Genomic DNA, 21,184 nt, shown 5'->3' with positions numbered 1-21,184 from the left:
CCCGTGCCTACGAACGCCCTTCGACGACCCGCCGGGCCGCCTCGCTCTCCGCGGCGGCCGGCGAGAGCTCGCTCAGCGTGTCGAGGTCGGTGTCCTCCCGCAGTTCCTTCTCCCAGGCGGCGGCCAGCTTCTCCTGCTGCGCGCGCGGTTGCCGGCCGACCTCCTCGCGGTGAGCCGGGCTCAGGGCGCCAAGGAATCGCTCGACATCGTCGGTCGGCATGGGTTCTCCCTCGTCAGCGTCGACGGGCATCCCCTTCCCGGCGCCGGGAGGCCACCGACGGGCCGGGCCCGCCCCTTCACCTGAAAGGGGACGGCTCCGGCGTCGGCAGGCGGAGCACGCGGCCGCCCGCTCCCGGTGCCGGGAGCGGGCGGCCCGCGGAGCGGCTCCGGCTACTCCTGCCGTACGTACAGCAGCAGACGGGCGAAGAGGCCCGGCCGGGTCGGCGGCGCGCCGCGTGGGGCGGCCGGTTCCGCTCCCGCGACGGGGATGCTCGCGCCGGGAGCGGCGGGAGGCTTCTCCTCGGCCAGGGCGGCGGGGTCCGCACCGTGCGAAGGGCTCGTGGTGCCCGGAGGGTGCTCACCGTCGGTGGAGGCGGGCTGGGGGTCTGGGCCGTGGGCGCGGTAGGCCTGGGCGCGCAGATACGCACTCAGGACACGCGCGGGATCGAGGGGCATGACGTCTCTCTGCTCTCGTGCCTGCCGGTAGTGAAGGGAGTTCCGCACGCGCGCCCGCTCCGGACGGCCGGGGGCGGGCGCGGGCCTTCTCAGCAGCGCAGGACGTCGTTGCGCGCGGGGCCGGCGGACGCCGCGGGGCCCTCGGGGCCGGCCGGGGCCGACAGCGGGCGGGCCGGGGTGGCCGGCAGGACGGACGCCCGGAAGGGCGGGAGGCAGGAGCGCCGGGAGGGCGAGACCGAGGAGCGGGGCGAACGGGTGTCCGCGACGCAGTCGTCGGTGGCGGCGAACTCCACGGAGACGGAGCTCTCCTCCGGGCCGGGGCCCAGGGCGTAGACCGTGCCGCTCCCTCCGGAGAACAGCAGGAGGACGGAGACCAGCACGGCGACGGAGGCCCGCAGGGCGGGCCTCCACGGCAGCGGCTCAGGACTCCACAGGTTCATGCACTAAGCGTAATCAGTCAATTACTTTCGGCGCATTCCACCGTTCGGGTGAGGCCGTTGAATCGGACGCTGCATCTTCGTGCGGGAGCCGGGTACCTGGCCCGGATGGTCGCACAGCCCGCGCCAGAGCCCCCGGGCGCGCCGTACGGTCGGAGCAGGGCCTCCCCCGCTCGGCGGCGGGGCCCGGACACGGCCAGGACGGCGAAGGAGGAGCAGTGACGGATGCCCGGGAGAGTGCGGACCACGTCAGCGTGCATCTGACGGACTGCGGCCACCAGGACGCGGGCGCCGTCTTCGGCGTCCTCGAGGCCGTCTTCCCCGAGGCCGGGCCGCCGCGCGGCGAGACCGGGCCAGGCACCCCCGGCGCCGGCCCCATGATCTGGTGCATGAGCGTCGACACCCGCACGCGCACCGGCGCCGACGCGGTGCAGCCGGAGGGGACGCCCCTGTCGGGCGCGGTGACCGCCGACCTCTTCGGCGCGGCGGACCCCGTCCGCCAGGTCAAGGAGGAGCTCGAACGGGCCTTCGCCGTCGAGCACCGGGGGCACGTCTCCGGCGAGCACGAGATGGAGCTGCGCCTGCGCCTGGCCACGCGAACAGGCTCCTGAGGGACGCCCGTTCGCGCGTCGCGTGTCCCACACCACAGTCCGGTATCCGAACAGGTCTGTCCGTGGGCCCGTCCGGCACCATATGGTGGCGGTGCAGCTGGTTCGCCCTGCTCGCCAGGCAGGCGCGTCGTAAGAGGGAACCCGGTGGGAATCCGGGACTGCCCCGCAGCGGTGAGCGGGAACGACCGCCGTCATACGCACTGGATCCATACGGATCCGGGAAGCGACGGCCAGTAGGTGCCATGTGGCGTGCCCGCGAGTCCGAAGACCTGCCGACTGCCCGTGCGCTGCCGAGCGCACGGAGATCCCGGTGACCTCGAGGGCGGGTCGGCGCATACATCAGGCGGGCACGGACGGCGGCGCACACGCGACCGCATCCGGCAGCAACCCGCCCGGTTCCGTCGTTCCTTCGCGCCTTCCGCCCGTCCCCCGGGGTCATGGACGCACGCACGCTCGCGAAGGAGAGTTCCGTGACCAGCAAGTCCGCAGCCGCGGCAGCCCAGGCCACCGTGTACGGCTACCCCCGTCAGGGCCGCAACCGTGAACTGAAGAAGGCGATCGAGGGGTACTGGAAGGGCCGCGTCACCGCCGGCAGCCTCCGGGACACCGCCGCCGCACTGCGCCGCACCAACTGGCAGCAGCTGGCCGACGCCGGCGTCCACGAGGTGCCCACCGGCGACTTCTCGCTCTACGACCACGTCCTGGACACCAGCGTCATGGTCGGCGCGATCCCCGCGCGGCACCGCGCGGCCGTCGAAGCCGACTCCCTCGACGGCTACTTCGCCATGGCCCGCGGCACCCAGGACGTGGCGCCGCTGGAGATGACCAAGTGGTTCGACACCAACTACCACTACCTGGTCCCCGAGCTCGGCCCCGACACGGTCTTCACCCCGGACTCCACCAAGCAGGTCGCCGAGCTGAAGGAAGCCCTCGCGCTCGGCCTGACCCCCCGTCCGGTCCTCGTCGGCCCCATCACCTACCTGCTCCTGGCCAAGGCCGCCCCCGGCGTCGCCGCCGACTTCGAACCGCTCACCCTCCTCGACCGGCTGCTGCCGGTGTACGCCGAGGTGCTCGCCGACCTGCGGGCCGCCGGGGCGGCCTGGGTGCAGCTCGACGAGCCCGCCCTGGTCCAGGACCGCACCCCCGCCGAGCTGAACGCCACCGGCCGCGCCTACCGCGACCTGGGCGGCCTCACCGACCGGCCCCAGCTGCTCGTCGCCTCCTACTTCGACCGGCTCGGCGAGGCCCTGCCCGTCCTCGCCAAGACCCCCGTCGAGGGCCTCGCCCTGGACTTCACCGGGCCCGCCGCCGCCAACCTCGACGACCTCGCGGCCGTCGGCGGACTGCCCGGCAAGCGCCTCCTGGCCGGCGTCGTCAACGGCCGCAACGTGTGGATCAACGACTTCGAGAAGTCCCTGTCCACCCTCGGCACCCTCCTCGGCCTCGCCGGCCGCGTCGACGTCTCCTCCTCCTGCTCCCTGCTGCACGTCCCGCTGGACGCGGCGGCCGAGCGGGACATCGACCCGCAGATCGTCCGCTGGCTCGCCTTCGCCCGCCAGAAGACCGCCGAGGTCGTCACCCTGGCCCGCGGCCTGGCGCAGGGCACCGACACCATCGCGGCCGAACTGGCCGCCAACCGCGCCGACCTGGCCTCCCGCGCCGGCTCCGCCATCACCCGCGACCCGGCCGTGCGCGCCCGCGCCGCGGCCGTCACCGCCACCGACGGGCGCCGCTCGCAGCCGTACGCCCAGCGGGCGGCCGCACAGCGCGCCCACCTCGGGCTGCCGCTGCTGCCGACCACCACCATCGGCTCCTTCCCGCAGACCACGGAGCTGCGCACCGCCCGCGCCGACCTGCGCGCCGGACGGATCGACGAGGCCGCCTACGAGCGGCGCATCGAGGCCGAGATCCGCGAGGTCATCTCCTTCCAGGAGAAGGCCGGCATCGACGTCCTGGTGCACGGCGAGCCCGAGCGCAACGACATGGTGCAGTACTTCGCCGAACAGCTGACGGGCTATCTGGCCACGCAGCACGGCTGGGTGCAGTCGTACGGCACGCGCTACGTCCGCCCGCCGATCCTCGCCGGCGACATCTCCCGCCCCGAGCCGATGACCGTGCGCTGGACCCGCTTCGCCCAGTCGGTGGCGGGCCGCCCGGTCAAGGGCATGCTGACCGGCCCGGTCACCATGCTCGCCTGGTCGTTCGTCCGCGACGACCAGCTGCTCGGCGAGACCGCCCGCCAGGTGGCCCTCGCCCTGCGCGACGAGGTGAACGACCTGGAGGCCGCCGGGACGTCGGTCATCCAGGTGGACGAGCCCGCCCTGCGCGAGACGCTGCCGCTGCGCGCCGCCGACCACGCCGGGTACCTCGCGTGGGCGACCGAGTCCTTCCGCCTGTCCACCAGCGGCGTCCGGCCGGACACCCAGATCCACACGCACATGTGCTACGCGGAGTTCGGCGACGTCCTCCAGGCCATCGACGACCTCGACGCCGACGTCATCAGCCTGGAGGCCGCCCGCTCGCACATGCAGGTCGCCGCGGAGCTGGCCGTCGCCGGCTACCCGCGCGAGGTCGGCCCCGGCGTCTACGACATCCACTCCCCGCGCATCCCGGGGGCGGACGAGGCGGCGGCACTGCTGCGCAAGGGCCTGGAGGCGATCCCCGGCGAGCGCCTGTGGGTCAACCCCGACTGCGGCCTGAAGACCCGCGGCTGGACCGAGGTCCGGGCCTCCCTGGAAAACCTGGTCACAGCGGCCCGCACGGTCCGCGCGGAGATCCCCGGCCAGGCCTCCTGACGGTCCGGCGGTCAGGTGACGGAAGGGGGCGGCGCCGGACGGCCCGGCGCCCGCCCTCTCCCGCCGTGCGGTCGGTGCGCGGGCAGGATCCGGTCGAGGTGGTAGTCCAGCGTCGCCCGGACGTCGGCGAGGGTGCGCCGGCCGTGGAGCACGTCCATGCCCAGCCCCGTCACCCCTGACACCAGCAGGTCCGCCTCCCGCCCCGGGTCGGTGCCGGGCGCCGCCCCCGCCCGCGCGATCAGGCCGGCGACCAGCTGCTCGACGGGCTGGGAGGCGTGCAGGAAGACTGCGGCCAGCGCCGGATCGGTCAGGCTGCGCACGTAGTACGCGACGAAGACGCGCAGAGCGCTGCGGCGCTGCTCGTCCAGGGGCAGGAACTCGTTCAGGACGGCGCCCAGCACCGCCCGCGGGTCCGCGGGGCCGGGCAGCGCGGCCATGCGCTCCCGGGCCCGCCGGTCGTTCTCCTCGTGCAGCAGGTGCAGCGCCGAGACGAGGAGGCCGTGCTTGCTCCCGAAGTGGTACTGGACGACGCGCAGCGAGACCCCGGCCTCGGCCGCGACCTCGCGCATGCTGGCCGCCTCCAGGCCCCGCTCGGCCGCGATCCTCCAGACGGCCCCGGCGATCTGACGCCGTCTCTCCCCCGCGCCGCCGGCGACGGGCCCCCCGGCCGCGGTCGCCCCCGCCTCGCGGCCGCCGCGCGCGCCGGCCCGCTGCCGGTACGCCCTGGCCTGGCAGCTCCGCGAGCAGTAGACGGGCGGGCGGCCCCGGACCGCCACGGCGAGCGGCCCGGCGCAGACGCGGCACCGACCCTGAATTTCGTCACGCACGAAGGCAGCTTATCCCTCACTAAAATGCGTGACGAAACCCGACATTACCGCCCCTTTTCGTTGATACAGTCGTATCAACGAAACAGAACTCCGGCCTGAGGAGGCGGAATGCACGAGGCCTGGTACAGGGTCCTGTCCATCGCGGCGCTCGTCGTGGGTGTCTGGGAGGGCCCGCTGTCGATCGTCTACCGGCTCGTCAGCGACGACGAAGGCACGGTCCTGCGCGCGGCGAACTACCTCCCCTCGCCCTGGTGCTACGTCGTGGCGACCGCGGCGGCGCTCCTCACGTTCGGGGTGCTGGCCGTCCTCGACGCCGGGCGCGAGAAGGCGCTGGCGCGGCAGAGCGCCGCTTAGTGAGCCCCCGCCGCTCCGTCCCTTCCCCGCGCGCTCCGGGTGACACCCGGCGATCATGCGGTTGAGCTCCGGGCGCGCCGGTTACCCATCAGCCGCGGTCCCGCGCGCGGAAGCGGGTGCCGGAGGCGACAGGGAGCGTGACGGGTGAAAGAGAAGGTCCGGGAGGCGGCGCTGACCGGCTTCATGGCGCTGGACCGGCGGCTGCCGGCCGCCGAGGCGGCCAAGGCCCTGCTGCGCAAGGCGTTCCCCGACCACTGGTCGTACCTGCTGGGGGAGCTCGCCCTCTACAGCTTCGTCGTCCTGGTGCTCACCGGCTCCTACCTCACGCTCTTCTTCGACCCGGGCATGACGCAGAGCGTGTACGCCGGGCCCTACGAGCCGCTGCGGGGCCTGCGGATGTCGCAGGCCTACCTCTCGACGCTCGACCTGAGCTTCGAGGTGCGCGGCGGGCTGCTGATGCGGCAGGTGCACCACTGGGCGGCGCTGATCTTCGTGGCCGCGATCGCCGTGCACATGCTGCGCGTGTTCTTCACGGGGGCCTTCCGCAGGCCCCGGGAGGTCAACTGGATCGTGGGGCTGACGCTGTTCGTCCTCGCGCTCCTCGAAGGGTTCGCCGGCTACTCGCTGCCCGACGACCTGCTGTCCGGGACCGGGCTGCGGACGGCCCACACGATCGTGCTGTCGATCCCCGTCGTGGGCACGTACCTGAGCTCGTTCATCTGGCGCGGGCCGTTCCCCGGGCACGTGATCATGCCCCGCCTGTACGTCGTGCACGTGCTCTTCGTACCCGGCGTGCTCATCGCCCTGATCACCGTGCACCTGCTCCTGGTGGTCTACCTCAAGCACACCCACTGGGCGGAGCGCGGCCGGACCAACCGCAACGCGGTCGGGACGCCCATGTTCCCGCAGTTCGCCACCAAGTCCTCGGGGCTGTTCCTGATGCTGTTCGGCCTGCTGACCGCGCTCGGCGCGCTCGCGCAGGTCAACCCCGTGTGGGCCTACGGGCCCTACCGCGCCGACCAGGTGGCGACGGACGCCCAGCCCGACTGGTACGTGGGGTTCCTGGAGGGGGCCCTGCGCATCATGCCCCCGTGGGAGACCGTGCTGTGGGGGCACACCTTCATGTGGAACGTGCTCATCCCCGCGGTCATCCTGCCGGGTGTGCTGTTCACGGGCCTTTACCTGTACCCCTTCATCGAGAAGTGGGTGGCGGGCGACCGCACCGAGCACCACCTGAGCGACCGCCCCCGCAACCAGGCGGCCCGGACCGCCCTGGGGGTGGCCGGCATCGTCTTCTACGCCGTGCTGCTGGCCGCCGGCGGGAACGACGTGGCCGCGTTCTCCTTCCGGGTCTCCGTCAACACCCTGACCTGGATCTTCCGCATCGCGGTGGTCGCGGGTCCGGTGCTGGCCTTCTGGGCCACCCGGCGGATCTGCCTGGCCCTGCAGGCCCACGACCGCACGCTGCTGACCGAGGGCCACGAGAGCGGGAACGTCGAGCAGGACGTCCAGGGCGGGCTCGGCGAAGGCCACGTGCCGCTGTCCGCCGGCCGCGGCTACCGCCTGATGGTGCGTGAGATCCCGCGGCCGCTCGCCGCCCCCGCGGGGGAGCTGCCCCGCAGGCAGCGGCTGCGGCTGGCCCTGAGCTCGTGGTACTACCGCCACCGCGTGGAGATCCCGGTGACGCCCGAGCAGCGGCGGGCGATCGAGGAGCGCACCGCCGCCCCGGTCGAGCCGGGCGAACCGGCGCCGCCCGCGGGACCGGACGCACCGGCCGAGCGGGGCACGTAGCCGCCCGGACGGGCGCGCCGCCCCTACTGCAGCAGCCGGCGCTGGATGAGCTCCATGACCTCGGCCGGGCTGCGTCCGCCGTGGTCGAGGTCCAGGAGGCGGTTGCCGATCCACACCATGAAGCACAGCGTGCAGCGGGCCTCGACGTCGTCGGGATCGGTGCAGAATTCGCCGAACAGCTCGCGCAGGTACGCCATCCGCCGGTTGTCGACGCGCCGCAGCCGTTCCGCCACGGCCGGCTCGCGCCGCGACCAGTCGCGTATCGCGAAGTCGGTGAAGATGTCGGTGAGCAGGCCCTCGCCGGAGGCGGCGACGGCGAACAGCCGCCGCAGCCTGGTCCGCGCGTCACCGCCGGCGGCCTCGGCCTTCTCGATCACCGCCGTGGTCGCGTCGCCCTCCCAGGCGTCGAGCATCTCCTCGAGCAGGGCCTGCCGGTCGGCGAAGTGCCAGTAGAAGCCGCCCCGGGTGACGCCGAGCTCCTTGGCCAGCACCTCGATCCGCACCGCCTCCACCCCGCCGGAGGTCAGAGCTTGCAGGCCCGCGGCAATCCAACTGCCGCGCGGGGTACGCGCCACCGCCATGAGACAGGTCACCTCTCCAGCATCTATACAGCACTGTATGGATCATCCTATCGTCTTCCATACAGCGCTGTATGGAAGAGCGCGTGAGTGGTCCAGCTGATTCCCCGACGGCGGGAGGCACGGCATGAACACCTCGACGAAAATCATGACGCGGGACACGAGCGCCACGACGGCGGCCGTTGCACGGCCGTGGGCCCTGTGGGCCGCCGTGGCCGTGGCGACGGTCACCGCGGTGCTGCACACGTTCGTACAGGCCGCCCCGACCCTCGACGCCCTGATGGCCGGCGACGCCGCCGCGGACGCCCGGCAGGGGCTCCGGATGATGTGGCACGGCATGTCGGCGATCGCCTGGAGCTACCCGGTCGTCCTGGTGCTCCTGCGGCACCGGCCGGCTGCCGTCACCAGGCCGGCGCTCGGCTGCGTCGCGCTGCTGAACGGCTCACAGGCGGTGATGTACGTGGCGACGGGGCTGGTGGGCCACGGCATGTCCGGGCTCCTGTCGCTGCCGGAGTGGGTGCTGCACGCCGCCGTCGCGGTCCTGGCCTGGCAGGCGCGTCCGGCCCGGCCCCCGGGCAGGCCGGCGCCGCGGGCCCGCCGCGGCGCCGGACGGCTGGTGCTGCTGTGGATCGCGATCGCCTTCTCCACCTTCATGGCGGCCTTCCACACCGTCTACGGCACCTTCGACTCCTGGCCGGCCGCCCTGCTGGACAGCGACACCGCCCTCGACCCGAAGCTGACCCTGTACGCGATGTGGCTCTTCAGCTGCGTGCTGTTCTGGACGGTCCCGCTGACCGTGGTGTGGGCACTGCGGGCGCGCACAGGAGCGGGCCGGCTCCTCCTCGTCTACGTCGCCGCCCTCGTAACGGCTCTGGCCGTCTCGTGGACCGTCACGAAGGCACTCGGGATCGCCCCCGACCTGCCGCCGACCGGGCCGGTCTCCCTCGGCCTCCTCGCCGCTCTCACCGTGCTGAGCGCACGGCCGCGGTCACGGCGGCGGACGGACGGGCGTAACGCCGAAGGGCCGTCAGGCGCCGCCTAGTCGCGCTGGACGTACTGGAAGGACATCCCTCCCACCCCCGCGGCCAGGACGCCGAAGCCGATGATGAACAGCCACAGGCCGAAGACGATGCCCAGCGCCGCGAGGGCGGCGCCCAGGGCGGTCAGGGCCGGGTAGGCGCTGCGCGGCGGGAAGAAGTCCAGGGGGCCCGCCCGCTCGGCGATGTCGGCCTTCTTCCGGTCCTCCGGCCGGGCGCCCCGGCGGCGGTAGTTCACGGTGAAGAAGAAGGCCACCAGCGAGGCCATGAGGAAGGAGACCGTCAGCGCCGCGGTCCCCGCGGGCTCACGGCCGGAGAGCCAGACGTAGACGGCTCCGGTGGCCAGGAAGAAACCGGCGACGCCGGCGAAGAGGACGGCCTCTGTCTTCACTTCGGGATGCTCCTCGTCGGCGCCGCCTCCAGGACTTCGGGGTGGTGCAGGTCGAAGGCGGGGGAATCGGAGCGCACCCGCGGCAGGGCGTGGAAGTTGTGGCGCGGCGGCGGGCAGCTGGTGGCCCACTCCAGGGACCGGCCGAAGCCCCAGGGGTCGTCCACGGTCACCTTCGGCGCGTGGCGGGCGGTGTGCCACACGTTGTAGAGGAACGGCAGGGTCGAGATGCCGAGCAGGAAGGCCCCGATGGAGGAGACGGTGTTCATGAGGGTGAACCCGTCGGCGGCCAGGTAGTCGGCGTAGCGCCGGGGCATGCCCTCCTCGCCGAGCCAGTGCTGCACCAGGAAGGTGATCTGGAAGCCGGCGAAGAGGGTGGAGAAGTGAATCCTGCCGAGGCGCTCGTCGAGCATCCGCCCCGTCCACTTGGGCCACCAGAAGTAGAAGCCGCCGAACATGGCGAAGACGACCGTGCCGAAGAGGACGTAGTGCAGGTGCGCGACGATGAAGTACGAGTCGGTGACGTGGAAGTCGAGGGGCGGGGAGGCGATGAGGACGCCGCTGAGCCCGCCGAGCAGGAAGGTCACGAGGAAGCCGATCGCCCACAGCATCGGGGTCTCGAAGGAGATGCTGCCGCGCCACATGGTGCCGATCCAGTTGAAGAACTTCACTCCCGTGGGGACGGCGATGAGGAAGGACATCAGCGAGAAGAACGGCAGCAGGACGGCGCCGGTCGCGAACATGTGGTGCGCCCACACGCTGGCCGACAGCATGGTGATGGCGATGGTCGCGCCGACCATTCCGGCGTAGCCGAAGAGCGGCTTGCGGCTGAAGACCGGGATGATCTCGGTGATCACGCCGAAGAACGGCAGGGCGACGATGTAGACCTCGGGGTGACCGAAGAACCAGAACAGGTGCTGCCACAGCACCGCGCCGCCGTTGGCCGCGTCGAAGACGTGCGCGCCGAACTTCCGGTCCGCCTCCAGGCACAGCAGGGCCGCGGTCAGCACGGGGAAGGCGAGCAGCGCCAGGATGGAGGTGAAGAGGATGTTCCAGGTGAAGACCGGCATGCGGAACATCGTGAGACCGGGCGCGCGCAGGCAGACGATGGTGGCGATGAAGTTCACCGACCCCAGGACCGTGCTGAGGCCCGCCACCACCAGGCCCATCGCCCACAGGTCGCCGCCGGCGCCGGGCGAGAAGACGGCGCTGTTGAGCGGGGCGTAGGCGAACCACCCGAAGGACGCGGCCCCGCCGGGCACGACGAATCCGGAGACGACGATCAGGCCGCCGAGCAGGAACAGCCAGAAGGTCATCGCGTTCAGGCGGGGGAAGGCCACGTCCGGGGAGCCGATCTGCAGGGGCATCACGGCGTTGGCGAACCCGGCGAACATGGGCGTGGCGAACAGCAGCATCATGACGGTGCCGTGCATGGTGACCAGCTGGTTGTACTGCGCGGTGCTGACGATCTGCAGCCCCGGCCGGGCCAGCTCCGCCCGCATCACCATCGCCATCAGCCCGGCGAACAGGAAGAAGCAGAACGCGGTCACCAGATACATGTTTCCGATCACCTTGTGATCGGTGGTGGTGAGGTAGGTGAGCATTCTGCTGCCCAGCCGGAGGTGCGGACTGTCGGCGGTCTCCGCCGTCCCCTCGGGTCTCTCCTGCTCCAGCTGCGGCATCGCCCCTCCGTGGGCCCGTGCCCGTTGCGGCGGGCGCCACGTGTGTAGCCGTGGCCGCCGTCGCGCAAACCAGGGATGGGCCATTCGGACGGGTGGGGCGCCGGCTCACTCCCGCGGCAGCAGGGAACCCAGCGGGCCGAGGTCGAGGTTCAGGTCGCGCGGCTCCAGACCGTAGTGCGCGCACAGCTCCCGCATGCGCCGCTCCAGCAGCATCAGCGTGAGGCCGAGCCGCTCCTCCTGTTCCTCGCTCAGCCCGCCCAGCTCCACCCGGCGCAGCGCCTGCGCCTCCATCAGCCGGCGCAGGAGTTCCACCACGGTCAGCACGATCGTGACGAGGTCGCGCTCGACGGCCTCCTCGTCGAGCTCCAGGCGGCGCGTGGTCATGGATGCTCCTCCCCTTCGACCGAGCTGATGAGGGCGCGCAGGTCGACGCGGACGAGGTCGACGTCGGCGATGCTCAGGGTGAGGTCCCCGGCCAGCACGACGCCGCCCGCGAGCAGCCGGTCGAGGAGGTCGAGCAGCGACACGCGCCGCTCGGCGAAGGGGCCGCCGCCGGCGCCGGTCACGGCGTGCCCGCGTCGTGGGCGGGTTCCCGCGAGGGCTCGCCGGTGACGAAGGAGTACGGCGCCCACGGCCCGGTCAGCTCCACGCGCAGCCCGTCCCGGGGCGCACGGCCGGCCAGCGCCGCGACGGCGGCGGTGAAGGCGGGGCCGCGCTCGCGGGGCACGAGGTAGGCGGCGTTGAGGACGTTGCGGCCGGGGTGCCCGGTGAGGCGGGGGTTCTGCGGAGGGTAGAGCCGGGTCTCCTCCGCGAGGGTGGCGAGGGCGGCGTGGATGCCGCGCGCGGCCTCGTCCACGTGCCGCCACTCCTCCTCGCGCGCCTGCCGTTCCGCGGCGCGCTGCCGGAGGTAGTCGCGGCCGGACGTGGCGGCGCGCGGCGCTCGTGGGCGGGCCCGGGACGGCGGGCCCGGGGGCGGGGCGGCCGGCGGCCCGCCGGCGCCCTCCGCCGCGGTGTGGATCTTGACCCCCCACTCGGCGCGGCCCTCCAGCCGGTCCAGGGCGGCGCCGAACGCGGCGTGCCGGGACGTCAGCATGCGGCGCACGCCGGCCTCGTCGCGGTAGACGGTCGCGAGCCGCAGCGGCAGGACGCACGGGGCCCCGTCCGACGCCGCGTCGACCACCCGCTGGTGGCCGCGCGCGACGTGCTCCAGCCAGGCGAGGTCCTCCAGCCGCTCGCGCAGCCCCTTCTCGTCGAACTCGGCCGCGGGGACGGGCCCCACCAGGACCACGAGGCCGTCTTCCCGCACCGCGCGCACCGGCTCGCCGGCCACGCCGGTGACCGTCTCCAGCCGGCTCCCGGCGGCACCGGTGTCCCGCAGGACGGCATAGGCGTACAGCAGTTCCGTACGGTCAGGACGGTCACGGTTCACCGGAACTCCTCCTTTCGGGTCCTTCGGCCTCTTCGGGCCCGTCATGTGCTGCGAGCCCGCCGCGCGCTTCGAGCCCGCCGCGCGCTTCGAGTTCGCCGCGTGCTTCGAGTTCGGCGATGCGCGACCGCAGCCGTGCGTTCTCCGCGTCCATGGCGCGCCGGCGGGCTCCCGAGGACAGGGAGGGGTCGCTCTCCCACCAGTCGATGCCCATCTCCCTGGCCTTGTCGACGGAGGCGACGACCAGGCGCAGCTTGATGGTGAGGAGCTCGATGTCGAGGAGGTCGACGCGGATGTCGCCGGCGATGACGATGCCCTTGTCGAGCACGCGCTCCAGGATGTCGGCGAGGTTCGCCGGACTGCCGCCGCCGGAGAGCGACGTCTCGGACCGGCCCGTCATGCCGCGCCTCCCCCGGGCTGCTGCCGCACCGGCTCCATGCGGTCCAGCAGGGCGTCCTCGCGCCGGTCGAACTCCTCCTCGTCGATGACGCCGCTCACCAGCTGCTCCTCGAGCACTTCGAGTTCGCGCCGGACGGCCGCCGGGTCGCGGTGGAGGCGCTCGGCCTCCGCGACGACCCGGCGCAGCACCCAGCTCACGAAGGTGATCACGTCGCGAAGCTGTACGGCGGGAGCGGACCGTTGACCTTGATGTCCAGCTGCGGGTGGCGCTCGCCGAGCCGCCCTGCCTCCTCCAGCAGCCGCCGGGCGGCCTGCTCCTCCACGAGGAAGGACACGTTCAGGAACCAGCCCGCGCTCTCCGGGCCGTCGCAGTGCTCCTCGGCCAGGGGCACCAGCGCCTCGCGCACCAGCCCGGCGTCCAGGACCTCGCGTTCGCGCATGCTGTTCGCGACCATCTCGCCGAAGCGCAGGCGCTGTTCGTAGGAGCCCCCGCCTGCGGCCTTGTTGGCCTCGGCCAGGGCCCGCAGCTCGGCGTTCCCGGCGAGGACGAGGTGCAGGGCGGCGTCCTCCCGGTGCAGGACCTTGACGTTGTACTCGACGCGTCCGGCGAGCCGGTCGAGCTGTTCCTCGTAGCGGCCGGAGTGCTCGGACAGCACCTCGGCCACCTTGTCGTCGCTGTCGGAGACGCTGCCGAAGCGCATCGGGAGCACGGGGGTGCGGCGGCCGGCCGCCGCCAGCACCTGCTGGTGGGCCAGCAGGTCGCGGCGCTTGGGGCGCAGTTGCTCGGGGCAGTCGCTGACGACCGCGGCCAGGCCGTCCCGGCTCACCACCCGTACGGGGCGTGGCGGTTCCCCGATGCCGGTGAGGCCGTCGGGCAGGTCGGTGCTGCCGGCGCGCGCGATGCCGTAGACGTAGGTGGTCACTCGGTGTCCTCCTTCTTGCGGGAGGTGGAACGGCTGCTGCGGGTCTTCTCCTCGCCGCGGTCGCGCACCTGGTGCAGGGCGTCGGAGACGGTCTGCGCGGCGCCGGACAGGGCGCCCTTGGTCTTGCCGTGGGCGCCGCTCTCGGTCACCTCGCCCACGAGTTCGGGCAGGCCGGCGCTCTTGTGGGGGCCGGATTCCAGGTCGAGGCGGTTACAGGCCTCGGCGAAGCGCAGGTAGGTGTCGACACTGGCGACGACGACGCGCACGTCGATCTTCAGGATCTCGATGCCGACCAGCGAGACGCGTACGAACGCGTCGATGACCAGCCCGCGGTCCAGCACCAGTTCGATCACGTCGTACAGACCGCTGGTGCCGCCGGCGGAGCCGGTGCCCGGTTGCGCAGGGACAACGCTCATCTCGGGCGGTTTCCTCTCGTCTTGTTCTCTCGTCGCGACGCGACCGGCGCACGGCGGCCCGGACTGCCCGGGGTTCGCGCTGCCCCGCGCTCGTGCTGCCCAGCGCTCGTGCTGTGCGGCGTGCCCGCCGCAGGGCGCTCAGCGGGCGTCGGACCTGCCGCGCTCGTAGCGCCGGACGCGGCGGTAGCCGGTGAGCAGGCCGTCGGGGCCGAGGGTGAGCTCGTAGAGCGCCATGACGCTCATCGTCTCGGGGATCCGGGCGACCTCGACCGCCTCGGCCTCCAGCGTCCAGCCGTCCTCGGTCCGCTCGAACCGGGAGACGCCTTCGGGCTGCAGCCCGGTCAGTTCGGCGAACTGCTCGCGGGCCGCGCGGAGTACCTGGGCTGCGGTGAGGTCCGGCCGTGTTCCCGCTTCCGGGCCCGTGCCGGTCTCGTCGGGTATGTCTGCCTTATCAGTCATGGAGAGCCTCGCCCTGCGGATACCGCGTCCCGGCGGGCCCAAACTCCCGATCACGGCGCGACCGCCCCGGCCTGCGTTTCCCTCCGGGGCGTCCTTGGCCCGCCGGGCCCGCCACCGTACGGTGTAATGGCCCGCACAGGGCAGTCGAGGGCACCGGCACCCGGGAGCGAGCTTGGACACACCACCGCACGAGGCCGCGGCCTCGGCAGCGCGCCAGGAGGCGGCGCGCCTGACGGCCATGGACGTGCACGGCGTCGCACTGACCTGGGTCGACAACGCGGGCATCGCGCGCGTCAAGGCCGTCCCCACCGCCCGGCTCGCCCACGCGGCGCAGTGGGGCGTCGGCATGTCCCCCGTCTTCGACGTCTACCTCAGCGACGACTCCGCCGTCACCAGCGCCCACATCGGCGGGCCCGACGGGGACCTGCGCCTCTTCCCCGACCTCGACCGGCTGACCGTCCTCGCCGCCCAGCCGGGCTGGGCCTGGGCCCCGGCCGACCGCTTCGAACAGGACGGCGCCCCCTACGCGGCCTGCCAGCGCGGGTTCGCGCGGCGCATGGCCGAGCTGGCCGCGCGGGCCGGCCTCGAACTGCGCATGGGCTACGAGACCGAATGGGTCGTCACCCACGCGACGGGAGCGGACGGCGAGGGGGACGGGCCGGAGGCGCCCGGCCGCGCCCGGCGCTACGCGGGCCCGGGCCCGGCCTACGGCATGACCCGGATCACCGGGCTCTCCGGCTACGTGCGCGACGTCCTGCAGGCCCTGGCCGCCCAGGACATCGACGTGCTGCAGATCCATCCGGAGTACTCCCCCGGCCAGTTCGAGGTGTCCACCGCCCCGTCCGGCCCGGTGGCCGCCGCCGACGACGCGGTGCTCGTACGGGAGACGATCCGCGCCGTGTCCGCGCGCCACGGCCTGCACGCCACGTTCGCCCCCGTGGTCGAGCACGGGGCCGTGGGCAACGGCGCGCACCTCCACCTCAGCCTCTGGAAGGACGGCGTCAACCTGTGCCGCGGCGGCGACGGCCCGCTGGGGATGACGCGGACCGGCGAGGCGTTCCTCGCCGGCGTGCTCGGCACGCTTCCCGAGCTGCTGGCCGTCACCGCCCCGCACCCCGCCGGGTACCTGCGGCTCGCACCGTCGATGTGGGCGGGGGTCTTCCAGTGCTGGGGACCAGAGAACCGGGAGGCCGCCCTCCGCTTCATTCCCGGCCCGGAGAAGGACCTCCAGGGCGCCAACGCCGAGATCAAGTGCATCGACGCGACGGCCAACCCGTACCTGGTGGCCGGCGCGGTCATCGCCGCCGGACTCGACGGCATCGACCGGCAGTGCACCCTGCCGGCCCCCGTCAGCGGCGATCCGGCGGTCACGCACGCCAGGGTTCCCCGCCTGCCGGCCTCCCTGCCCGAGGCGATCGAGCACTTCCGCGGCTCGGTCCTCCTGCGCGAAGCCCTCGGGGACCCCCTCTACGAGGCCTTCCTCGCCGTCCGCGAAGGCGAGCACGCGCGCCTGCGGCACCACACGCCGGAAGCCGTCGTCGCGGACCTCCGGCACCGCTACTGACCCGGAGCCACCGGCCCCGACCGATCCCTCCCCGACCCGACGTCGTGAAGAAGGCGGCAGCCATGGCGAACCGGACAGCGACCGCACCGCCCGCCGAACAGCCCCCCGGCGGTGGGCTGGTGGACCACCACTGCCACGGCGTGGCCAGGGGGCCGCTCACCGGCTCCCGCTTCACGGCGTACCTGACGGAGTCCGACGCGCCGGCCGCCGACGGCACCACGTTCTTCGACAGCCAGCTGGGCTTCGCCGTGCGCTGCTGGTGCCCGCCGCTCCTCGGCCTCCCGGCCCACTGCCCGCCCGCCGACTACCTGGCCCGGCGCGCCGAGCTGGGCGCGGACGAGGTGAACCGGCGGCTGCTCGGCGCCACCGGCATCACCGACTACGTCGTCGACACCGGCCTGGCCGACGACCTCACCACCCACCACGAGCTCGCCCGCGCGGGCGGAGGGCGCGCCCACGAGATCGTGCGGCTGGAGACCCTCGCCGAGCACACGGCGGACAAGGCGGGCACCGGCCGGGAGTTCCTCGACGGCCTGCAGGAGGCGGTGCACGCGACGGCCCGCACCGCCGTGGGCTTCAAGTCGGTGGCCGCCTACCGCCACGGACTCGACTTCGACCCGGCGCCGCCGGGCCCCGGGGAGCTGCGGGCCGCCACGGACCGCTGGCTGGCCGCGCGCGAGCCCGGCGGCCGCCTCCACGACCCCGTGCTCCTGCGCCACCTGCTGTGGACGGCGGCCGCGACCGCGCTGCCCCTGCAGATCCACACCGGCTTCGGCGACCCCGACCTGCGCCTGCACCGCAGCGACCCGGCGCTCCTCACCGACTTCATCAAGGCGGTGCGGCCGACGGGCTGCCCGCTGGTCCTGCTGCACGCCTACCCGTACCACCGCAACGCGGCCTACCTGGCCCAGGTGTTCCCGCACGTCTACGCCGACGTCGGGCTGACCCTCTCCTACACCGGGGCGCGCGCCACGGCCGTCCTCGCGGAAGTGCTGGAGCTCGCCCCGTTCGGGAAGGTCATGTTCTCCACCGACGCCTACGGGCTGCCGGAGCTGTATCTCGTCGGCACCCGCCTGTTCACCCGGGCGCTCGGGCGGTTGACGCAGGAGTGGGCCGATGAGGGCGCGTGGCCCGCCGCCGAGGTGCCCCGGATCGCCGGGCTCATCGGATCGGAGACCGCGCGGCGGCTCTACGAGCTCCCGGCCTGAGCTCAGCGAGCCACCCCGGGCCAGGACTCCTCCGCTTCCTGCAGGTACGCCCGGATGTGCTCGGCCGCGCCCTCGCCCCCGGGGATCCGCTCCCACAGCGCGAGCAGAGTGGGAGCGAGGCGGACCGCCCCGTCGCCGCTGTGCTGCCAGCAGTAGTGCGCCCGCTTCACCGCGGCCAGCGCCTCCTCGTCGGCCGGTCCGCTGCGGCCCAGGCGTGCGCCCGCGGCCGCCATCCACAGCTCGGCGGCCCGCGCGTGGTCGCCCGCCATGCGCGCGAGGTCCGCGCGGACCTCGACCCACAACCCCGCCTCGGGGCTGTCCGGGCCGTGGCGGCGCAGGGCCTGCTGCTCGCCCGCGGCGGCCATGGCCGCGGCCTCGTTGTGCCGCCCGGCGTGGGCGGCGGCGAGGATGACCGGCAGCAGGTCGTCCTGGGACGGGGCCTGCTCTTCGGCGGGGGCGGGCGCTACGGGCGCCGCGGGCGGCTCGGGCCGCTGCACCGGCGCGGGGTGCGGCAGCACGGGGGCCGGGGCGGGTGCCGCCGCGTACCGGGGCCGGGGGTGCGGACGGGTGCCCGCGGCGACGTTGGCCAGGACCGGTCCCGGCACGCCCCACTGCAGCGGCAGCGTCTCCGCGCCCAGGCCCGCCCCGAGCAGGGCCCGTTGGTGCAGGGCCGAGGCGTCGAGCACGGCGCCGGCGCGGCGGTCGCCGGTCTGCAGCGCTTCGAGGAGCGCCCGCGTGTACGGGCCCGCCTCGCGCGCGGCGACCGGAGGGACGGGCTGGACCACGCCGAACAGCGGGACGCCCTGCGAGAGTTCCCCGGTCTGCGCGCCGCTCTCCACGTGCGGCAGGGCGGCCGGGTCGGCCTCCAGGTCCGCCAGCACCAGCACCGGGCCCGCGTGGGCCTGCAGGGTGCGCAGCAGCCAGGCCCAGGGCAGGCCGGTGTAGCGGACGGTGGCCGGGGTGCTGCCGGGCAGGGCCAGGTGGAGCTCGCCGCCGCGGCGGGCCGGGATCATCAGCCGTCCGGTCACCCAGACCAGGAGCGGGCCGGGCACGGCCGCGGCGTGCTGGAGATAGGCCAGGGCGCTCTGCGGCCCCTCCACGGCGGGCAGTTGCACGACGTCGACGGCGTCCGCGGCGAGGAAGCGGCGGGGATTGGCGCCCGCAATGGCATGTGCGGTCGGATTCGGCAGGACGCCTCGTCGCCGGTCAGGCGTACCGTCCAGTAACAGCACACAACCCCGGGCCGTGTCGACCACTACGCACTTCCTCCCTGGCAGCACACAAAGGCACAGGCCACTGTAGAGCCCATGGGCACGGGCAGGGGAAGAACGTCCCTCCCGCCACCCCGGACGGTGGGCCGGCAGGCGGTCGCGCGCGTCAACCCGGGGGTGGAATCAGCCGGTTCGCGTGCTGCCGGGCGGCGTCGCGCGGACGGGAAGGCGGCGCGGGCCGCGGACCAGGAGGCCGGGGCGGTAGGGCAGCAGGGCGGGGTCGGCCGCGAGGGAGAGCTCCGGCATCCGGGAGCCCTCGCCGAACAGCATCGGAAGGGCGACCTCCGCTTCCAGCCGGGCCAGCCGCGAGCCGAGGCAGAAGTGCGGGCCGTGGCCGAAGGCCGCGTGGGGCGCGGCCCTTTCGCCGGCCTTGCCGCCCGTCCCGTCGCCGCCCCTTTCACCGGCCGCGGCGTAGCGGGCGGGCCGGAACGCGTCCGGTTCGGCGAAGGCCTGCGGATCGCGGTTGGCGGCGGCGAGGACCACGAGGACCGAGGCGTCGGCCGGCAGGACCACGCCCTCGCCCAGGTCGACCTCCTCGGTCGTGCGCCGCCACGTCGTCCCCTCCAGGGGGCTCGCGTGCCGCAGGGCCTCCTCGGCCACGGCGGCCCAGGCGCCGGGGCCGCCCCGCCGGGCGGCGGCCAGCTCCCGGGGGTGGGTGAGCAGCAGGAGCGAGGCGGACGCCAGCAGGTTCATGGTCGTCTCGTAGCCGGCGAAGAGCAGCAGGAACGCCATGGCCAGCAGCTCGCCGTCGTCCAGGCCGCCCTCGCCCGCATCGTGGATCAGGGCGCTGAAGAGGTCGTCCCCGGGTATCCGGCGCTTGTGCGCGATGAGGGCGGTGAAGTAGGCGTGGAGGGACGTCCAGGCCTCGTCGACGGCTCCGGCGGGCAGGGCGTCGGCGGGCGATCCGACCCGGTACGTCCAGGTGCGCAGGTCCGCCCGGTCCGCGGCGGGCACGCCGAGCACCTCGCCGATGACGAGGACCGGCAGGGGGAAGGCGAAGGCGTCGACGAGGTCGGCCGTGCCCTCGCGGGCCAGCCCCGCGGCCACGTCCGCCACGAGCTCCGCCGTGAGCCGCTCGATGCGGGGGCGCAGGGCGTCGACCCGGCGCGGGGTGAACGCGGCCGTGGTCAGCCGGCGCAGCCGGGTGTGGTCCGGGGCGTCGGTGTTGAGCATGTGGCGGGCGAGGCAGCCGCGGGCGCGCTGTGCCGGCGAGTCGGGCTTGGGGCGGCCCGCGGCGCGCGGGGGTACGTTCGAGAAGCGCGGGTCGGCGAGCACTTCCCGGGCCTGCCGGTAGCCGGTGACCAGCCAGGCCTCCGTGCCGTTGGCAAGCGCCACCCGCGCCGCGGGGCCCGTCGTGCGCAGCCGTGCGTAGTAGGGGTACGGGTCGCGTGCGAAGTCGGGGTCCGCCGGATCGAGGGTATCGAGCACCTGTTCATCCTCGTCCGTCCCACGCGTTTCAGGACAGCGGGGCCGGCTCCAGTCCCGGCGAGGGGTACCTGTGCGGTTCCCACAACCCCGGGGGACTACCGCTTCGGCGGGCACTCCTTCCAGGCGAGGCGGTAGAGGGTGTTGATGGCGGAGTCCGTGGAGTCCATGGCCATGAAGCTGGTGGTCTTCGTGGGGTCGGAGGTGCCGGCGTTGACGGTCAGCTCAGTGTTGATGTTGAAGTTGCGCCGTTCCCCGCACGGCGACCACACGTACTGTGCGATTTCGTTGATGTCGGTCGCCTGCCAGTTGTCGTCGAGGGCGCCCTTGAACTGATGGGACTTGGCCGTGGTCTGCGACTGCCCCTGGAAGTAGTAGGAGGCTTTCTGCTCGCCCGTGGCGCCGGGTGCGAGCTGGGCATATCCGCGGTAGTCGACGCTCGCGACGGCATACGTGAATCCGTGCGGCACATGGACGATCAGATTCAGCTGGCAGTTCTTGCGGAAGTCCGTCGGTTTCGACCCCGGACCCACCTGGGCGAGGTACTTGCTGTAGGTGACGGTGAAGGCCGTGTTGTCGAGGGAGACGCCCACGGCGGCGGAGTTGGCGGGGCATCCCGAACCGTTGACCGTGGCGACCTCGATCACGATTTTATCGGGCGGAACGGTGATCCCGGGAGCCGACGCGTGCGCGGGCAGCACCGGACCGCATAACGCCGCTATTGCCGCGCTGCAGAGGAAGAGAACTCTGGATCTGGACATGGCGCTCCTGTGGCTGGGGACAGGGGACCGGGGACGGGGACCGAGAGGAATCTGTGGAATCTGAGGAATCCGGGGAATGGCGAAAAGCCGGATCCGGGTGGGGAATCAATTCCACAGGGCGGCGGAGAAGTCAACAGCACCGATAACCGGGGAAAGA

General features: G+C 73.4%; 25 protein-coding genes and 1 riboswitch. Of the genes, 7 read left to right on the top strand and 18 right to left on the bottom strand.

Features of this window, described 5'->3' with window-relative positions:
- Positions 1 to 7 precede the first annotated feature (7 nt).
- The 3 genes from NQU55_RS01875 to NQU55_RS01865 all read right to left on the bottom strand — a co-directional run bounded on the left by NQU55_RS01875 (position 8) and on the right by NQU55_RS01865 (position 1,115).
- Positions 8 to 220, bottom strand: a complete 213-nt coding sequence (locus NQU55_RS01875) for a hypothetical protein (RefSeq protein WP_168095005.1) — start codon at positions 218 to 220, stop codon at positions 8 to 10.
- A 170-nt stretch (positions 221 to 390) separates the two neighbouring features.
- Positions 391 to 675: a hypothetical protein gene (locus tag NQU55_RS01870; protein WP_168095006.1), complete on the bottom strand. Its 285-nt coding sequence runs from the start codon at positions 673 to 675 to the stop codon at positions 391 to 393.
- 89 nt (positions 676 to 764) lie between these two features.
- Positions 765 to 1,115 (bottom strand): hypothetical protein, encoded by a 351-nt coding sequence (locus NQU55_RS01865; protein ID WP_168095007.1) that lies wholly within the window; start codon positions 1,113 to 1,115, stop codon positions 765 to 767.
- Positions 1,116 to 1,330: 215 nt separating this feature from the next.
- Between NQU55_RS01865 and NQU55_RS01860 the strand changes: the two genes are divergently transcribed.
- Together NQU55_RS01860 and metE are read left to right on the top strand one after the other, a co-directional pair.
- On the top strand, positions 1,331 to 1,723 hold the full coding sequence (locus NQU55_RS01860) for a hypothetical protein (protein WP_168095008.1): 393 nt from the start codon (positions 1,331 to 1,333) through the stop codon (positions 1,721 to 1,723).
- Positions 1,724 to 1,804: 81 nt separating this feature from the next.
- Positions 1,805 to 2,014, top strand: a riboswitch (cobalamin riboswitch).
- 179 nt (positions 2,015 to 2,193) lie between these two features.
- Positions 2,194 to 4,518, top strand: coding sequence for a 5-methyltetrahydropteroyltriglutamate--homocysteine S-methyltransferase (gene metE, locus NQU55_RS01855; protein ID WP_168094959.1), 2,325 nt, complete (start codon positions 2,194 to 2,196; stop codon positions 4,516 to 4,518).
- A gap of 11 nt (positions 4,519 to 4,529) precedes the next feature.
- Here the strand turns inward: metE and NQU55_RS36725 are convergent, their stop codons facing one another.
- Positions 4,530 to 5,345 (bottom strand): TetR/AcrR family transcriptional regulator, encoded by an 816-nt coding sequence (locus NQU55_RS36725; RefSeq protein ID WP_256789485.1) that lies wholly within the window; start codon positions 5,343 to 5,345, stop codon positions 4,530 to 4,532.
- Positions 5,346 to 5,453: 108 nt separating this feature from the next.
- Between NQU55_RS36725 and NQU55_RS01845 the strand changes: the two genes are divergently transcribed.
- Both NQU55_RS01845 and qcrB read left to right on the top strand, forming a co-directional pair.
- Positions 5,454 to 5,699, top strand: coding sequence for a hypothetical protein (locus tag NQU55_RS01845; protein WP_168094958.1), 246 nt, complete (start codon positions 5,454 to 5,456; stop codon positions 5,697 to 5,699).
- A gap of 183 nt (positions 5,700 to 5,882) precedes the next feature.
- On the top strand, positions 5,883 to 7,490 hold the full coding sequence (qcrB, locus tag NQU55_RS01840) for a cytochrome bc1 complex cytochrome b subunit (RefSeq protein WP_206329792.1): 1,608 nt from the start codon (positions 5,883 to 5,885) through the stop codon (positions 7,488 to 7,490).
- A 23-nt stretch (positions 7,491 to 7,513) separates the two neighbouring features.
- On the opposite strand, the gene NQU55_RS01835 is transcribed toward qcrB, so the two are convergent.
- The gene (locus NQU55_RS01835; RefSeq protein ID WP_168094956.1) at positions 7,514 to 8,071 is read right to left on the bottom strand and encodes a TetR/AcrR family transcriptional regulator; all 558 of its coding nucleotides are present in this window, start codon (positions 8,069 to 8,071) and stop codon (positions 7,514 to 7,516) included.
- Between the two features lie 124 nt (positions 8,072 to 8,195).
- On the opposite strand from NQU55_RS01835, the gene NQU55_RS01830 reads away from it, so the two are divergent.
- On the top strand, positions 8,196 to 9,110 hold the full coding sequence (locus tag NQU55_RS01830) for a hypothetical protein (RefSeq protein WP_168094955.1): 915 nt from the start codon (positions 8,196 to 8,198) through the stop codon (positions 9,108 to 9,110).
- Here NQU55_RS01830 and ctaF read toward each other — a convergent pair.
- The 10 genes from ctaF to gvpO form a co-directional block, all read right to left on the bottom strand.
- On the bottom strand, positions 9,107 to 9,496 hold the full coding sequence (ctaF, locus tag NQU55_RS01825; protein ID WP_168094954.1) for an aa3-type cytochrome oxidase subunit IV: 390 nt from the start codon (positions 9,494 to 9,496) through the stop codon (positions 9,107 to 9,109). The genes NQU55_RS01830 and ctaF overlap by 4 nt on opposite strands.
- Positions 9,493 to 11,175: an aa3-type cytochrome oxidase subunit I gene (ctaD, locus tag NQU55_RS01820; protein WP_372504606.1), complete on the bottom strand. Its 1,683-nt coding sequence runs from the start codon at positions 11,173 to 11,175 to the stop codon at positions 9,493 to 9,495. The genes ctaF and ctaD overlap by 4 nt, the downstream gene beginning before the upstream one ends.
- A 105-nt stretch (positions 11,176 to 11,280) precedes the next feature.
- A complete protein-coding gene (locus NQU55_RS01815; protein ID WP_168091859.1) occupies positions 11,281 to 11,559 on the bottom strand; it encodes a gas vesicle protein K in 279 nt (92 codons plus the stop codon).
- Positions 11,556 to 11,741: a gas vesicle protein GvpJ gene (gene gvpJ / locus NQU55_RS01810; RefSeq protein ID WP_168091858.1), complete on the bottom strand. Its 186-nt coding sequence runs from the start codon at positions 11,739 to 11,741 to the stop codon at positions 11,556 to 11,558. The genes NQU55_RS01815 and gvpJ overlap by 4 nt, the downstream gene beginning before the upstream one ends.
- The gene (locus NQU55_RS01805; protein ID WP_256789484.1) at positions 11,738 to 12,604 is read right to left on the bottom strand and encodes a GvpL/GvpF family gas vesicle protein; all 867 of its coding nucleotides are present in this window, start codon (positions 12,602 to 12,604) and stop codon (positions 11,738 to 11,740) included. Before NQU55_RS01805 ends, gvpJ begins: the two co-directional genes overlap by 4 nt.
- Entirely contained in the window at positions 12,594 to 13,001 is a 408-nt protein-coding gene (locus NQU55_RS01800; protein ID WP_168091856.1) for a gas vesicle protein, read from the bottom strand. Before NQU55_RS01800 ends, NQU55_RS01805 begins: the two co-directional genes overlap by 11 nt.
- A complete protein-coding gene (locus NQU55_RS01795) occupies positions 12,998 to 13,210 on the bottom strand; it encodes a gas vesicle protein GvpG (protein ID WP_372504605.1) in 213 nt (70 codons plus the stop codon). Before NQU55_RS01795 ends, NQU55_RS01800 begins: the two co-directional genes overlap by 4 nt.
- Positions 13,207 to 13,923 carry a GvpL/GvpF family gas vesicle protein gene (locus NQU55_RS01790; protein ID WP_168091855.1) on the bottom strand — a complete coding sequence of 239 codons (717 nt, stop codon included), beginning with the start codon at positions 13,921 to 13,923 and terminating at the stop codon, positions 13,207 to 13,209. The genes NQU55_RS01795 and NQU55_RS01790 overlap by 4 nt, the downstream gene beginning before the upstream one ends.
- On the bottom strand, positions 13,920 to 14,339 hold the full coding sequence (locus NQU55_RS01785; RefSeq protein WP_168091854.1) for a gas vesicle structural protein GvpA: 420 nt from the start codon (positions 14,337 to 14,339) through the stop codon (positions 13,920 to 13,922). Before NQU55_RS01785 ends, NQU55_RS01790 begins: the two co-directional genes overlap by 4 nt.
- A 138-nt stretch (positions 14,340 to 14,477) precedes the next feature.
- Positions 14,478 to 14,798 carry a gas vesicle protein GvpO gene (gene gvpO / locus NQU55_RS01780; protein WP_168091853.1) on the bottom strand — a complete coding sequence of 107 codons (321 nt, stop codon included), beginning with the start codon at positions 14,796 to 14,798 and terminating at the stop codon, positions 14,478 to 14,480.
- Positions 14,799 to 14,970: 172 nt separating this feature from the next.
- On the opposite strand from gvpO, the gene NQU55_RS01775 reads away from it, so the two are divergent.
- Both NQU55_RS01775 and NQU55_RS01770 read left to right on the top strand, forming a co-directional pair.
- Complete coding sequence (locus NQU55_RS01775) at positions 14,971 to 16,362, top strand: glutamine synthetase family protein (protein WP_372504602.1); 1,392 nt, start codon at positions 14,971 to 14,973, stop codon at positions 16,360 to 16,362.
- 62 nt (positions 16,363 to 16,424) lie between these two features.
- Positions 16,425 to 17,570 (top strand): amidohydrolase family protein, encoded by a 1,146-nt coding sequence (locus tag NQU55_RS01770; RefSeq protein WP_168091852.1) that lies wholly within the window; start codon positions 16,425 to 16,427, stop codon positions 17,568 to 17,570.
- Between the two features lie 2 nt (positions 17,571 to 17,572).
- Here the strand turns inward: NQU55_RS01770 and NQU55_RS01765 are convergent, their stop codons facing one another.
- The 3 genes from NQU55_RS01765 to NQU55_RS01755 all read right to left on the bottom strand — a co-directional run bounded on the left by NQU55_RS01765 (position 17,573) and on the right by NQU55_RS01755 (position 21,027).
- Positions 17,573 to 18,826 carry a hypothetical protein gene (locus NQU55_RS01765; RefSeq protein WP_168091851.1) on the bottom strand — a complete coding sequence of 418 codons (1,254 nt, stop codon included), beginning with the start codon at positions 18,824 to 18,826 and terminating at the stop codon, positions 17,573 to 17,575.
- Positions 18,827 to 18,964: 138 nt separating this feature from the next.
- Positions 18,965 to 20,269, bottom strand: coding sequence for a cytochrome P450 (locus NQU55_RS01760; protein WP_168091850.1), 1,305 nt, complete (start codon positions 20,267 to 20,269; stop codon positions 18,965 to 18,967).
- Between the two features lie 95 nt (positions 20,270 to 20,364).
- Positions 20,365 to 21,027 (bottom strand): DUF4360 domain-containing protein, encoded by a 663-nt coding sequence (locus NQU55_RS01755; protein ID WP_168091849.1) that lies wholly within the window; start codon positions 21,025 to 21,027, stop codon positions 20,365 to 20,367.
- Positions 21,028 to 21,184: the final 157 nt, after the last annotated feature.

Source organism: Streptomyces telluris (assembly GCF_024519335.1).
In the GTDB taxonomy this organism is placed as follows: domain Bacteria; phylum Actinomycetota; class Actinomycetes; order Streptomycetales; family Streptomycetaceae; genus Streptomyces; species Streptomyces telluris.
Note: the sequence above shows the minus strand (reverse complement) of the source record. Positions and strands in the feature narration are given on the sequence as shown.